We start from the raw sequence: 14,424 nt of genomic DNA on the forward strand, positions 1-14,424 counted from the left end.
GGTGAGTCGGCCGTTGCCCGCGTCGACGACGAAGTGGGTGTCGTTGCCGCCGAGTCGGGTGCTGTGCTCGATGGAGCCGTCACGGCTGTAGCGGGTCGAGGTGTTGCCGCTCGTGTCGGTGACGCGCAGGCCGTTGCCGTGGTCGACCGAGGTGAGGGTGTGGTCGGGGATCGGCCGGCCGTGGACGTCGGTCAGGCGGAGGTTCTCGGTGCCGTTCTCGACCAGGAAGTGTGCTCCGCGCGGGCCGTCGAGCGCCGTTCCGCTCTCGACCAGGACCCCGCGGGCGTTGTAACGGGCGGTCCCACCGGTCGTCGTGTCGGTGACCCGGAAGCCGTGGCCGTCGACGCCGGTGACGGCGTGGTCCGGGAAGGGCCTGCCGAGGACGTCGGTGAGCCTGTGGGTGGTGCCGTCGGTGACCACGAAGCGCGGGTTGCCGGGACCGGCCAGTGCCGTGCCCCGATCCAGGACGCTGCCGTCCACCCGGTAGCGGGTACTGGAGCCGGTGGTCGGATCGGTGACCCGGAAGCCGTGTGCGTCGGAGGTGACCAGTGACTCGGTGACGCGCGTGCCACGGGCGTCGACGAGCGTGTGGGTTGTCGGTCCCGAGCCGTGATACTCCGTGAGCAGCGTCAGACCCGAGGGTTGACCACGCAACGGCACATGCGTGGTGAGCGGTTCACCCGCCGGTCCGAACCCGTGCACGGTGCCGTCCGGGTGGCGGACGGCGAAGCCCGAACTCCCGCGCACCTCCAGGACCGGCCCGGTGCCGGGTGGACCACCGTCCGCGCCCACCAGGGAGTGCCGTGGGTTGCCGGCCTCGTCGAACCCGGTGCGAATGGACAGGCCGTCCAGGCCGTTCGTACCTGGGCCGACGTGCAGCGGGATGTCCGGGGTCGGCTGCGCGAGGCCGCCCGCGACCGGCGTGGTCGGGGTGTGCGAGACGCCGGTGGTCGAGGTCGTCGGCAGGTCGCCCATGCCGTTGTGCGGGCCGTACGGGTTGCCGCCGACCAGCCTCGGGCGCTCCAGCAGGCTCTGCGCCTGGACCTGGGCGATGCCCTTGTCGATCCGGGCCGGATCCACGCCGAGTCGGTCCAGGCGGGTGAGCGCGGTCTCCACCTTGGTCGAGGCGTGATCCACCGCGAGCCGCGCGTCCCGCTCGAACGCGGACGGTTTGGATCCGCCGCCGGGGCGGATCTCCAGATCGTGCAACACCTGCTGGGCCCGGCCCAGTTCGTTGCGCGCCGAGGCCAGGTCGCGCCAGGCCTCGACGCGGCTCGTGCGCAGCGGGTCGTCGGCGGCGCCGAACAGCGCGCCGATGCGATCCGCGTCCCGCTGCCACAACTGCTCCAACCGGCCCGGGGCGAGCCGGTTGCCCGGGCCGACCAGGCCCGCGCCGGGCGGCGGCGGAGTCGGCGCGACCGCGAGTGGGCTCGACGTCGGCGGCCCGGAGACCGGCCGGCCGGCCGAGCCCGGGGCGTGCGGTGGCGGCGGCGCGCCGGCGTTGGCGGGGGAGTCCAGGACGCGGATCGGCGTGCTCGGACCGTGGTCCAGCAGGTTCAGCGCACTCCCGACGTGGTCCGGCATCGGCGCGGTCGGCTGCGGGCCGCCCGCGAGCGTGGCCGGGGACGGCGTGGACACTCCGCTCGTCGCGCCGAACTCGACCGGCTTGAGCTGTACCTGCGGGTGTACCCCGGGTGCGGTCAGGCCGTGGCCTCCGGTCAGGCCCGGGTTGGTCAGCGCCGGTCCGTTCAGGGTCGGGGTGGTCAGGTTCGGGTTGGCCAGGTGCCCGACGCCGGTGGTGGTGCCGCCCGGACCGCCGCCGGTGAGCAGGGACGGCGTGTTCGGGCGGTGGGTGGCGCCGTTCTGGACCAGGTCGAGCGCGGACAGCGAGGTGAGCGACGGGGTGTGCGTGACGGCGGGCAGCGCGCCCGGGGTGGGCAGCGTGTGTACGGCGCCGGCGGCGGCGTTGGTCGGGGCGAGTTGGCCGATCGAGCCGACCCCGGTCAGCTCCATCCGGCCGCTTCCCGCCGGCGTCGGCAGCTTGGCCCAGTCGCCGATCTGCACCATCCGCAGGTCGCGCGCCCCGATGTCCAGGAGCGCGTCCATCCTGCGCACCGCGTCCGGCGCGAACTGCATCACCTCGCCGAACGAGGTGGGGATGTGCAACCCGCCCGGGGAGGTCACGGTCAGGTTCGTCGGCGGTGCCAGGCTCTTCAGGTTGATCCCGCCCGGGCCGGGACCTGCCCAGTCGCCGATCCGGATCCGGGCCAGATCGGCCACCGGCATATCGGTCAAGGCGTTCACGCCGTGCAGCGGCGGCGTCGGGATCTGGCTCAGGCCACGCCCGCCCGCGCTCAGCAGTGGCGCGCCGTAGCGGAACTTGCCGAGCACACCGCGCTCGTAGAAGCCGATCTGCAGCGCGCGCTTGAGCCCGAACCTGCTGATCTCGGCCGCGTCCACCGGCAGGATCAGTCGCAGCCACTTGGTGCCGCCCAACTGGTTCTTGGCGAACGTCCAGGTGCTGCCCGCGAATCCCTTGAGCGCGCCGGGGATGCCGCGGAACAGGGCCGGGATCGCCTTGAAGCCGTTGACCACGGCCAGGCCGCCCTTGCCGAGCGTGGAGCGGATCCAGGAGGGCATCTTCAGCGCCGCCGCGCCGACCCACAGGCCGCCGACCTTGATCCAGTTGCCCGCGAGTCGGGCGAAGTCCTTGATCGCCGGGATGAACGCGAACGAGCGGAACGCGCCCGCGTTGAAGGTGCCCTTGACGAACTTCCACGCGGACTGGCCGAATTTGGCGAAGCCGTTCCAGACGAACTTCGCGCCGTCCTTGAACAGCTTGAGCAGGTTGATGCCCTTGGTGGTCGGCGCGATCATCCCCAGACCGGACAGGAACAGGTCCAGCAGGCCGGCCTTGCCCTGCGAGAAGTCCACCGCGGTCTTGACGAACAGGACCAGGTTCACCCCGATCGCCAGCAGCGCGAGCGGTCCGCCGAGCAGCAGCGCGGGCAGGATCAGCAGGATCGCCAGCCAGTTGAAGGCCTCCCAGAACAACTCGCAGTCGGTCACCGGCTGCTTGATGCCGGCCGCCGCGGTGTTGACCACCTTCGCGGTGGTCTGGGCCTGGGTGCGCTGGGCCGTGCCCGCGTCGCGCGCGGTCGTACCGTACTGGGCGCGGTTGGGATCCTCGGCGGTCAGGCCGCGGCCGTTGGCCAGCGCGGTGTCGGCGATCCGCTGCTGGGTCTCCATCACGTCGACGTAGGTGCGCATCGACTTGGCCGAGTTCTCGAACGCGTCGGCGATGCTCTGCACGAACTCACGCAACGGGCCGCTGATCCGGTCCCGCAGGGCGTCCGCCGTCTGCCCGACGAAGGCGCCCTTCCCGGTCTTGTCCAGGACCGAGTTCAGGCCCGAGTCGATCTCGCGGGCGACGCGTCCCAGGCTGTCCATCGAGTCGACCAGCGCGCGCAGTCGGACGGGGTCACCCGGGGTCGGATCGGTACTCAATCCGATCGCGTTCCAGTCGGTGGGGCGATTGCCCATGACCCGTCGTCTCCTCGCCGTGCTCGCCGGACCTCGCCCGGACCACGCCCGAGCCGGTCGGTTGGTTCATCGGCCAACGGGATCGACCGCGCGGGCGCGCTCACCCGCCCGCGAGCGACCGGCTTCGATCGGTTCGCGCGCACTTTCCCGACCGGGCGATGAACCGCGCACCCGACCCGGGCGTGGTCACGGCGACGGATCCGGTCGGTGGATCCGCGATGCCCGACGGGAGCGGACGTGGTCGACTTCGCGCTGGATTACAGCACGCTGAGCGAGGCCAAGAAGGACCTGTACGAGCTCGCCGACCGGATCTCGCCCACGCTCAAGTCCAGCGACTTCGCAACCCTGGGCAACGGTGGATACACCGAGGCCCAGGCGGTGTTCGGCGACCCGACGCTGGCCGCGTCGTTCCGCTCGCTGTACCGGTTGTCCAAGGGCCCGATGACCCGCGCCGAGGACCTGCTGAAGAAGCTCGGCGACTGCTTCGGCAAGGTCGGCGACGCGTTCTTCACCGCCGACGCGCAGATCACCGAGGGCCTGGGCGTGATGGGCGCGACGATGGGCCTGGAGGAGTGGCGGAACAAGGTCAGCGCCTGGAAATACAAGCAGGAGCACCTCGCGGAGTGCGCCAAGCCCGGCCCCGACGGCACGTTTCCCGAGTTCTGCAAGGCCACCGACCCCGGTGACAAGCCGCCTCTGGACCAGGTGATCACCACGCCGAACGGCGGACGGATCGAGACCCACCTGACCCTGGACGCGAACGGGAACGTGATCAAGGAGGAGACCAAGGTCACCTCGAACGGCCAGACCTACACGTCGGTCACCACGTACGACGCGGACCGGCTGAACTACACGACCGTGTCCACCGCGCCCGACGGCGGCGTGACCACCACCGAGACGCACCTGAACAAGGACGGCGGCGGCACCCAGAAGGTGGTCGACTCCGAGGGCAAGACGCACATCTACACGCGGGTCGACGGCAAGCACGAGTGGAAGGACGTCACTCCCGCGCCGCCGGAGAAGCCCGTACCCGGCGGTGGCGCCGGCGGTGGTGGTCGCGGTCCCCGACGCGACTGAGTCCACCCGACCCCGGCTTCCCCGAGAGCCCCCGCCTGCCCGACCGCCTGCCCTACCCCCGTATCACCCGGTTCGCCGCACCCCCGCGGTGAGCCCGATCTCCCCTGGAGGAACCCATGGCCGCCGATATCGCGCTCGATTTCGCTCGGATCGACGAGGTCGCCGGAAAGCTCAAGACGGCGCGCGAGAACATCACCCCGATGATCAAGACCCTGCTCACCGACGTGAACGGCCTGCTCGACAACGGCATGGTCTTCAAGGAGTCGAGCCCGGCCATGCGCGACGCGTACGCGAAGTTCGACACGAGCCTGACCGCGGCCATCGACGGCATCCAGATCTTCTCCGACATGTTCGCCAAGATCAGGACGCAGATGCACGAGATGGACGTGGAGATGGCGAAGAACCTGAAGAAGAACTGAGCCTGCCGCGACAAGACTCGGGCCGCGTTCCCCGGTGGGGGACGCGGCCCGAACTCGTTCGCCCGGTGGACTTCCTCGCCGCGCGCTAACCGGCCGCGGGCCGCAGTACCGTCAGCGGCACCTGTACCGCCATCGGTGCGTTGCCCGGGCCCGCGGTCCATGCCCGGCCGGGGCCGGACGGCGCCGCGCGCACCACGTTCGTGGGCAGCCGGATGCCGACCATGTCGCCTTCCTGGAGGTTCTTCGGTGCGAGCAGGACCCCGTTGCGGCTGCCGCGGCGGGCCGCGCTGAGCCAACTGCCCATCGCCACCTGCAAGGCGTCGTAGGAGCCCGCGTACAGCAGACCCTGGCCGCGGTCGCGACCGGCGATCGCCAGGTCGCGCAGGACCCGGTCGGCGGCGGGCATCCCGAGCAGGTCGGCGTCGTCGACGACGACCACGCGCGGGCCGGACAACTCCGCCAGGGCGCGCTCGACGTCCTCGGCGGGCGGATCCTCGTCGGTCAGCAGCCGTACCTGCGGGTGTTGCCCCAGCGCGCGCAGCGGCGACTCGCGCGGGGTGAGCACGACCAGGGACGTACCGCCCGCGAGCAACGACACCGCGAGCGAGGCCAGGGCCGTGCTGCGCCCGGTGCCGGAGGGCCCGATCACGCAGAACACGGACTTGGTCGTGAAGTCCACCCCGATCGGCTCGGCACTGTCGCCGCCGATGCCCAGCAGGCCCCACATCGGGCGCCGGCACTCGGCCGGCACCTGCTCGTACGCGGTGGCGAACTCGACCACGCGCGGCAGCGTCGGGATCCGCACCGGCATCCGCACCCGCGGCACACCGGCGTCGCGGGCGGTCGCCTCGGCGCCGATCCGGCGCAGCGCCTCGGCCTGTTCCTGCCCGCTCGGATCGGCCGCGAGCAGCGCGATCTGCGACTCCGTCTGCGACAACGCGTGCCAGCCCCGACCGGGCGGGATCACCGCGGGCACCTTGCGCACCGGCATGCCGACCATCTGGTAGTCGGTGCGGTCGACCTGGCGCAACAACAACTTGTGGTCGTTGTGCGCGGCCAACCGGCCGCTGAGCAGCCCGCGTTCGGAGGTCGCCACGATGTGGATCCCGGCCGCGGCGCCCTCGCGCAGCAGACGCATCACGTCGTCCACGAGCCGGCCGCCGTCGTGGTCGTCGAGCAGCCCGACCAGCGCGTCCCACCCGTCCAGCAATACCAGGATGTGCGCGGGACGCTCGGCCGCCGGGAGCAGTCGGCGCAGCTCCACCAGGCCGGCCGCGTTGTGCGAACTGCACAACTCCTGGCGCTCGGTCAGGTCGCGGACCAGCCGGTTCAGCAGCCGGCCCAGCCGTTCCATGTCGTGCCGCGACACCACCGCGCCGCAGTGCGGCAGGGCCTCCAGCGCGGCCAGTCCGCCGCCGCCCGCGTCGATGCCGTACAGGTGCACGTCGGCGCAACTCGTGCCGGCCGCCGCGGCACCGGCGATCGTGCGCAGCACCTGCGTGCGGCCCGAGCGCGGCGAGCCGATCACGTACAAGTGGCCGAACGTGGACAGGTCGACGGTGGTGACCCGCTGCTCCTGGAGTTGCGGGACGTCCTCCAGCGCGTAGGGGATGGGCGGCGGGGATGAGGCGTGCGCGTCGGCGTCGGCCCGCTCCACGTCGGGCAGGTCGCCCAGCAACACCCGTTCGGCGAGCGCGGGCAACCACGGGCTGGGCTGGCGGGTGTAGTCCGGCAGCGCCTCGGCCGCCTCGCGCAGCGCCAGGACCAGTGCGTTGAGGTCGGTGGGGTTGGGCGCGTCCACGGTGTCCGGGCCCTCGTCGGGCGTGGGCAGCGACGCGGGGCGGCCCAGGCCGGTCAGAGTCAGTTCGGTGGCCCGGACCGAGCGGGTCGCGCCCTCCTTGCGGGCGACACCGGGTACCGGTCGTTCCGCGCCCACCCACGCGGCCTGGAACGGGACGGCCGCGTTCGGGCCGGTGCGAATCAGTGCCCGCCCCGGGGTCGAGGCGGAGATGTGCACGGCCTCGGCGGTGTCGATGATGTCCTGGCTCTCGCCGCCGTCGGTCACCCGCAGGGCGATCCGCAGGTTGGTGTTCGCCCGGATGTCGCCGGTGACCACGCCGGCCGGCCGCTGGGTGGCCAGTACCAGGTGGATGCCCAGCGAGCGACCGCGCTGGGCGATGTTGATCAAACCGGCGACGAAGTCCGGTACTTCGCGCACCAGGGTGGCGAACTCGTCGATCACCAGGATCAGTCGGGGCAGCGGCGCCAGGCCGGGATCGGCGGCCCGCTTGCCCCGGTACTCGGGATGGTCCTTGGCGCCGACGTTCGCCAGCAGGTGTTCGCGACGCCGCAGTTCCGCGCCGAGCGAGTCGAGCGCCCGGGCGGCCAGGTGCTCGTCCAGGTCGGTGACCATGCCCAGGGTGTGCGGGAGTTCGGCACACTCGCTGAACGCGCTGCCGCCCTTGTAGTCGACCAGGACGAAGGTCAGCTCGTCCGGGCGGTTGGCCACCGCGAGTGCCGCGACGAAGCTCTGCAACAACTCGGACTTGCCCGAGCCGGTGGTGCCGGCGATCAGGCCGTGCGGACCGTCGCGGACCAGATCGATCCGCAGCGGGCCGTCGTACCCGGCGCCCAGGACGAAGGTGGTCGAGGCCGGACGATGGGCCCAACGGGCCAGGAACTGTTCGGCCTTCGGCGGTTCCACGTCGAGCAGGTCGAGCAGCTTGACGGTCTGCGGCAGGCCGCTGTCGTGCTCGGGGCTGACGTCGCGCAGCGGCGCGAGCGAGCGGGCCACCTGTTCGCACCACGGCGCGTCCACGTGATCGGCCCGCACGTCCGCGACATCCGGCAGTCCGGTCTGGCGGACCGTCAGGTGTCGGCCCGCGGCCAGTACGACGGCCGTGCACTCCTCGGGCAGCAGCCGCTCGCGTTCGTCCAGACACACGCTGAACACGCGGGCGGCGGGACCTTCGGTGAGCACCTGGACCATGCCCGGCACCTCGCGCAACTGCCGGGCGCCGTCGGCGATCACCAGGATGTCGGGGCCGCTGAACATGGCCTGGCCCATCGACGAGCCCAGGCTGCGCCGGCGGCTCTGGATCTGTGCGACCAGTTCGGAGATCCGGTTCGCGGTGGATTCCGGGTCGGTGCCGAGCAGTACCACGGGCGCGGCCGAGCGGGACTGCGGGCGCAGATGCGGCAACCAGCGCACCCAGGCCCAGTCGGCGATCCGGTCCGGGGCGGTGAGCACTACGACGCGCAGGTCGCGCGGGCTGTGCAGGACGGCGGCCTGGACCACCAGCCAACGGGCCAACGCCTGGACCGGCTCGGTCGGGCCGGCCACGCCGAGCACGCCGTGGTCGGCGATCTCGATGCCGATCGGGGTGTCGGGCAGGGTCCACCGGGCGACGCGGTGGTGTTCGTCCCGGGCCGGGTCCTCGACCTCCTTGACCGAGGGCTGGTCGACCGTGCCGATGCGCAGCACCAGGTGGTCGGGATCGCGCCGGCGCCGTTCCCACAACCGGGCGCCCGGGCCGGTCGCGATCAGCGCGACCGCGGCCGGGTCCGGACCCACCTCGCCGCGCACGATGCGCTCGCGCCGTACGGCGGTCCGGATGTCGTCGTGCAGCACGCGCAACCGGCGCCGGTAGTGGACCCCGTCGAGCTGGTGCTTGACCCGGTTGCCGCGGCGACCGGAGATCCAGTTCGCGATCGCCATGAACGGGCTCATGATGCAGAAGATGAGATAGAAGTACGAATGGAAGAACCAGACCATCGCCAGGCCCATCACCAGCGGGGCGATCATCACCAGCAGCGGGAACGGCAGCCGGTTCGGCTCCACCGGCGGCGTGGGCAGCCGCATCTTCTCCGCGTCCAGGTGCGGGGCGATCCGGGGCGGCCGGTTGTAGTCCAGCCCGATGCCGTCCTCGGAGGGAGTGACGTCGGCGTCCGGTTCGACCGGCCGGGACAACCGGAGCAGCGACGGGCCCACGACCAGATCGGCGTTGGGTGTCCAGTCGGTGCCCGGCGGCGCGGGGGCCCGAAGCACCGGTCCCTCGGGCGGGGCGATCCTGGCGCTCTCCCGCTCGACCTTGAGGTCCGCCTCGCGCTCGTCCTCGAGGATGCGTTCCTCGTGCTTGCGAGGCAGCGCCGCGGCGGCGGTGATCGCGTCCGTGGGCGGTGGCGCGACCTCGCGGCCGTGCACGGTGCCGTCGTCGGGGACGGTGCGGTGCCAGTACGCGCTGCCGTCCGGACAGACCGTGACCCACAAACCGCGAGGCGGTACGCCTGCCACCGGCAGCCGGATCGCGCATCCCTCGTCCGCGCCGATCTCGTGGCTGCCCGGACCCAGCGGCCAGACCCGGCCGGTGAACGGCCCGGATACCGCGTGTACCTCGACCAGGGTCTGCGGGTCCCGGGGATGGCGGGGGGCGTGCACGAGGTCGGGCTCGGCGGCCGGCGCGCCCAGGCCCAGCACGGTGGCCTCGCGGATTCCGGAGACGGTGAGCGGTGCCTGCGGGTCGATCGGGTCGGTGCCGAGGTAGAGGGTCTGCCCGGCCGTCGGCGCGGCGCCGTCCAGGAACGCGCCCAGGTCGGCGGCCGGCGCGGCGCGGTCAGTCGTGGGAGTCGCGGAGGGAGCGGCCTGGCGGCGCACCGCGATCGCGAGGTCCGCCACGATGCTCCCGGGTGGGAGGTCCACGAGGTGGTCGCGGCGCAGGCCGTCCTCGGCGTCCACGGTGGTGACGGTGAGTCTCACGTTGGCGTGCTCCTGGGGGTGGGCGGCGGGTTCGGGCCGAAGTACGGCCTGGGGCGGGAAGCGAGCGAACGCCGGACGGGCCGACCCACGAGGGTCGGGCCGTCCGGCGCGGTGAAGGCGGGGTGACGCGTCGGTGCGCGTCGCCACGAGTTTCTACGCGTTCTTTACGTGTCCGCGCGTCGTGCGGGTCCTGCGCGCAGTGCGCGTCGTGCGCGTCCCTACGCGTCGACGGAGACGCCGCTCGGCTTGTCGGTGTCGGCGGGCTCGTCGAGGTCGTCGTGCGGGACCGACGGGGTCGAGGGCGGGGCCGTAGACGAGGCCGGGATCGGCGAGGCCGGCTCGGCTGTCGCGCCCGGGGCCGAGACCGGGGCCGTCGGGGCAGGCGCCGGGTTCCTCACCGGGTCCAGGGCCGAGTCCAGGTCCGGGTCCGGATCCAGCCCCAGGTCCGGGTCCGCGGCGATCGGCGCCCGGCGTGCCGCGTCCTCGGTGGGCCACGGCGGCAGTTGCCACACCGCCGCGGCCACGGCCCGCGGCAACGGCCGCGCGTCGACCCGCAGCGGGGTGCCGTGCACGAGCAGCGCACCGGTCGGCGACACGGCCAACAGCCGGGCGTGGCCCCGCGGTCGACCCAGGGTCAGCACCGACACCGGGGAGGCGCTCGGCACGTCCGGCGTGTCCGCGCACACCACGACCTGCGGATGCCGGCGGGTCGCGGCGGCGGTGGTCGCGCGGGCGAACGCCTCGGCGGGGGTCGGTCCCGCGTGTCGGGCGTGCACCCCTTCCGCGACGGTGACCGCGCCGGCCGGCAGCCGGGCGTCGAGCTGGGCGGCGAGGGCCTGCAACGTGGCCCGCGTGCCGCGCCGTTCACCGGACACCGCGAGCACCCGCGGGCCGGTCAGCAGGTCGAGGAAGACCACCGCGTCCCGGCGGATGCCGACCGCGACCAGGAGCGGCGCCGGACCCGGGCCGGCCTCCAGGTCGGCCCGAGCGATCCACCACAGCCGGGGGTCCAGTTCGTCCGCGGCCCACGGCTCGGCGGGCTCGGGCAGGTCCGGCCCGCAGGCGACCAGCACGCCCACCACGTCGCGCTCCACCAGGGCCGCGTATGGGCGCGCGCTCGCCGACACGGTCGCCGCGAGCTGTAGCGCGTGCTCGGCGTCGGTCCAGGTGCTCGGCCCGCGCAGCGCCCGCACCAGCAGCCGGCGCCGCCGCCGATAGCGGGTGAAAGCGGTGACCGGCTCGGCGAACGCGGCCACGGTCAACGCGATCTCGCGGCGCAACCGGCGGCGGACGAAGCGCCAGCCGCCGCGCCGCATGGCGGCCCAGTGGGCGAGCGCGAACACGAGGACGGCGATCCCGGTGTAGCCGAGCAGGGTCGTCATGTCGTATCCGGCGACCCGCATGGCGAGGTCCTCGGAGCCTGTCATCCGCTCTCCTCGATCGCGGCCGGCTCCCGACGGATGGCCGCGATCCCGTGGTAGGTACGGGACTTGACCGTCCCGCGCGGTATCCCCAGGGCACGCGCGACGTCCGCGCCGCTGCGGTCGAGCAGATGCACCTGGGCGACCGCCTCGCGGTGCGAGGGCGCGAGCGCGCGCAACGCCCCCACCAGTACGCAACGATCCACCACTGTCGCGGCCGGATCGGGCACCGTGGGCAATCCGACGAACTCGCTGGGATCGATGCCCACCGGCAGCGACCGGTTGCGCCGTCGGGCGTCCACGGCCAGGTTGCGGGCGACCCGGAAGAGCCACATCCGGATCGGTCTGCCGTCCCAGTCCAGGCGGTCCGCCGCCTCCCAGGCCCGTAACAGCGTTTCCTGGACCACGTCTTCGACCGTGTGCAGGTCCGTGCCCAGGATGCCGCTCACGTACCTGCGCAGCGGCGTGCTCTCCGCCATCAGCATTTCGATCCGCCGTTCGCGCTCGTGGGTCTCACGGCCAGGCGACACGACAGGGCTCCTCGAGGGGTTCGGCCGGCGTCCGTTCCGCCGGTCAAGATCACGATATGGAGCCGGAAACACCCTCGGCGGGACGGAAAATGAACAGTCGGCGATGTTCTGGCGGACCGCTGGTGACCCGCCGTCGTGCGACCCGAACACAAGCGCGCTGTGCCTCGGACGTCGGCGAAGTGGCAGGTCACCCCCGTGCGGTGGGGGACGAGGACGCGGGCCCGGGCCGCGCGGCGCGAACGGCCGTCGCGGGCGGGGCCGGTGAGGGCGCGTCGGATCGTGCCCGATGCGGGCGGGGCCGGTGAGGGGCTGTCAGATCGCGCCCGGGGTCCCGCTCGGTGCGAGGTGTTCCGCGTCGTAGCGCTCGCGTGCCCGATCCACCTCGGGGATGTGCTCCTCGGCCCAGGTCTTGATGGCCAGCATCAGCGGCAGCAGGCTCTCGCCCAGCGGGGTGAGCGCGTAGTCGACCCGGACCGGGACCGACGGGGTGACCGTGCGGGTGACCAGGCCGTCGCGTTCGAGGTTGCGCAACGTCTGGGTGAGCATCTTCTGGCTGACCCCGGCCACCCGGCGGGACAGGTCGCTGTACCGCAGCGGGCCGTCCGCCAGCGCGTTGACCAGCAGGCTCACCCATTTGTCGCTGATCCCGTCCAGGAGCCGGCGGGCCGGGCAGTCCGCCATGTAGGCGTCGAACGCGGTGCGGGCCTCGGTGCGGCGCTGGGCCGCGGTACGGGTCGCCATGGCTCTCCTTCGGGTGGCATACGCACTTCGAGGTATGTGCTTTCCATTGGAGAGTAGCTCTTCGTAGGTTTTCGACCGAGGGGCCGGGAGGGCCGGCCCGCAGCCACATGGAACGTGGGAGTGGTGTCATGCGTGCGGTGATCGCCCGAGCCGGATCGCCCGTCGTCGAGGTCGTGGACACACCCGACCGCGAACCGGGACCGGGACAGGTGCGGATCCGGGTCGCGGCGGCGACGGTGAACCCGGTGGATCTGCTGGTGGTGGACGGCGCGCCGGTGCGGTTCGGCCTGGTGGGTGCTCGCGAGGTGTTCGGGCTGGGCTGGGACGTCGCGGGCGAGGTGACCGAGGTCGGCCCGGGGGTCACCGGGTTCGCGATCGGCGACGCGGTGCTCGGGCTGCGCGACCGGCTGGATGTACGGACGGGCGCGCAGGCCGAGTTCGTGGTGCTGGACGCGGAGGCGGTCGGGCCGCTGCCGGCCGGCCTGGATCCGGTGGCGGCGGCGACCATCCCGCTGAACGGGCTGACCGCGTGGCAGGGGCTGGACCTGCTCGACCTGTCCGCCGGGGACACGCTGGTGGTGACCGGTGCGGCGGGCGCGGTCGGCGCCTTCGCGGTCGAACTCGCGGCGGCGCGCGGGGTGCGCGTGGTGGCGGTCGCGGGTGCCGCGGACGAGGACTTCCTCCGCGGCGTCGGGGCCGAGTGGTTCGTCGAGCGCGGTTCCGAACTCGCGGACCGCATCCGGGCGTTGTTGCCCGGGGGCGCGGACGCGGCGCTGGACGCGGCGATGCTCGGGCCGGACGCGCTGGACGCGGTACGCGGCGGCGGGGCGTTCGTCGCGGTCAACGCGGGCGCGGCGCCGCCGGCACTGCGCGGGACCCGGGTGCACCAGGTCTGGATCCGCGCGGACGGCGCGCGGATGGCCGAACTCGCGGCGCTGGCCGACAAGGGCGGGCTGACCCTGCGGGTGGCCCGGACCTTCCCGCTGGCGGACGCGGCCGAGGCGTTCGCCCGACTGGAGGCGGGCGGCCTGCGCGGACGGTTGGTGCTGGTGCCGTAGCCGGGCGGGGGAGGGGCGAGGCGCTCGACTCAGGGCGTGCGGCGTCCTGGCCGGCGGGCACGTGCGCCTCCCACGGTTGCCGGGGCGGCCCGGGGTGGATCGCCTCGTCGAAGGCGGCACGGAGGCGGATCAGGTCGCGTCGGGACCGGCTAGCACAGACCCCAGGTACCCGGCCCACTGTCGTACGATCGCCCGTCGGGTCGCCTCGTCCTCGACGAGCATGTCCCGCACACCCAGGCCGCGAGCGAGGGACAGGGTCGCCTCCACGGCGGCGGGCACCCCGGGGCGGGACACGTCCGCGGCGAGCAGGTCGACCGCCATGTCGTACATCGCGGCGCACAGTCGCCGATCCAGCGGCAACACCTTGACCCGCAGCGCCTCGTCCTGCACGGCGGCGGCCCACAGGTTGAGCGCGGCGCGGTAGAGCGTGCCGCGGAACATCGACACGAGTGCCTCGACCACCGCCTCGGTGTGCTCGGGGCCGGGCGGGATCCGGGCGCCGTCCAGCCGGATCCGGGCGAACAGGTCGGTCACCATGTGGTCGATCGCGGCGGTGAACAGGTCCTCGCGGGTGGGGAAGTGGTGCTGCACGGCGCCCCGGGAGACGCCCGCGCGCTCGGCGACCACGGTGACGGTGCCGCCGAGCCAGCCCAACTCGGCGAGGACCTCGACGGCGGTGTCCAGGAGCCTGGCTCGGGTGACGCGGCTGCGGTGCTGGCGTGGCTCGCGTACGGGTGCGCTGCTGGTCACGGTCGTCAGCCTAGTGCCGCGCCCGGCGACGTATGCCGGCCGCGGCGCCGGTGCGGTGCGACGCACCGGCGCCGCGGCCGGGAACGATGGCGGCGCCCGGGTCGATGCTTGACAGGGGTTGCGCCGGCG

9 protein-coding genes are annotated in these 14,424 nt (G+C 73.1%); 3 read left to right on the plus strand and 6 right to left on the minus strand.

Annotation, left to right across the window (positions count from 1 at the left end):
* Positions 1 to 3,543 (minus strand): hypothetical protein (locus ACIBSV_RS17675; protein ID WP_395863890.1); only part of this gene is annotated, 3,543 nt, incomplete at its 3' end.
* 237 nt (positions 3,544 to 3,780) lie between these two features.
* Here ACIBSV_RS17675 and ACIBSV_RS17680 point away from each other — a divergent pair.
* Complete coding sequence (locus ACIBSV_RS17680) at positions 3,781 to 4,620, plus strand: hypothetical protein (RefSeq protein WP_395863892.1); 840 nt, start codon at positions 3,781 to 3,783, stop codon at positions 4,618 to 4,620.
* A 116-nt stretch (positions 4,621 to 4,736) separates the two neighbouring features.
* Positions 4,737 to 5,039 carry a hypothetical protein gene (locus ACIBSV_RS17685; protein WP_395863894.1) on the plus strand — a complete coding sequence of 101 codons (303 nt, stop codon included), beginning with the start codon at positions 4,737 to 4,739 and terminating at the stop codon, positions 5,037 to 5,039.
* Positions 5,040 to 5,124: 85 nt separating this feature from the next.
* On the opposite strand, the gene ACIBSV_RS17690 is transcribed toward ACIBSV_RS17685, so the two are convergent.
* From ACIBSV_RS17690 to ACIBSV_RS17705, 4 genes are all read right to left on the minus strand, one after another.
* The gene (locus ACIBSV_RS17690) at positions 5,125 to 9,795 is read right to left on the minus strand and encodes an FtsK/SpoIIIE domain-containing protein (RefSeq protein ID WP_395863896.1); all 4,671 of its coding nucleotides are present in this window, start codon (positions 9,793 to 9,795) and stop codon (positions 5,125 to 5,127) included.
* A 218-nt stretch (positions 9,796 to 10,013) separates the two neighbouring features.
* Positions 10,014 to 11,222, minus strand: coding sequence for a hypothetical protein (locus tag ACIBSV_RS17695; RefSeq protein WP_395863898.1), 1,209 nt, complete (start codon positions 11,220 to 11,222; stop codon positions 10,014 to 10,016).
* Positions 11,219 to 11,746, minus strand: a complete 528-nt coding sequence (locus ACIBSV_RS17700; RefSeq protein ID WP_395863900.1) for a sigma-70 family RNA polymerase sigma factor — start codon at positions 11,744 to 11,746, stop codon at positions 11,219 to 11,221. The genes ACIBSV_RS17695 and ACIBSV_RS17700 overlap by 4 nt, the downstream gene beginning before the upstream one ends.
* A gap of 312 nt (positions 11,747 to 12,058) precedes the next feature.
* On the minus strand, positions 12,059 to 12,487 hold the full coding sequence (locus ACIBSV_RS17705; protein ID WP_395863902.1) for a winged helix-turn-helix transcriptional regulator: 429 nt from the start codon (positions 12,485 to 12,487) through the stop codon (positions 12,059 to 12,061).
* A 128-nt stretch (positions 12,488 to 12,615) separates the two neighbouring features.
* Between ACIBSV_RS17705 and ACIBSV_RS17710 the strand changes: the two genes are divergently transcribed.
* On the plus strand, positions 12,616 to 13,545 hold the full coding sequence (locus tag ACIBSV_RS17710; protein ID WP_395863904.1) for an NADP-dependent oxidoreductase: 930 nt from the start codon (positions 12,616 to 12,618) through the stop codon (positions 13,543 to 13,545).
* Positions 13,546 to 13,674: 129 nt separating this feature from the next.
* On the opposite strand, the gene ACIBSV_RS17715 is transcribed toward ACIBSV_RS17710, so the two are convergent.
* On the minus strand, positions 13,675 to 14,295 hold the full coding sequence (locus ACIBSV_RS17715; protein WP_395863906.1) for a TetR/AcrR family transcriptional regulator: 621 nt from the start codon (positions 14,293 to 14,295) through the stop codon (positions 13,675 to 13,677).
* Positions 14,296 to 14,424 lie beyond the last annotated feature (129 nt).

This window comes from Embleya sp. NPDC050154 (genome assembly GCF_044460165.1).
In the GTDB taxonomy this organism is placed as follows: Bacteria; Actinomycetota; Actinomycetes; order Streptomycetales; family Streptomycetaceae; genus Embleya.

Bases quoted from the DNA above. Each gene is read 5' to 3' on its own strand.
- ACIBSV_RS17695 (WP_395863898.1), bottom strand. From the start codon at position 11,222: ATGACAGGCTCCGAGGACCTCGCCATGCGGGTCGCCGGATACGACATG.
- ACIBSV_RS17705 (WP_395863902.1), bottom strand. From the start codon at position 12,487: ATGGCGACCCGTACCGCGGCCCAGCGCCGCACCGAGGCCCGCACCGCG.
- ACIBSV_RS17710 (WP_395863904.1), top strand. From the start codon at position 12,616: ATGCGTGCGGTGATCGCCCGAGCCGGATCGCCCGTCGTCGAGGTCGTG.
- ACIBSV_RS17685 (WP_395863894.1), top strand. From the start codon at position 4,737: ATGGCCGCCGATATCGCGCTCGATTTCGCTCGGATCGACGAGGTCGCC.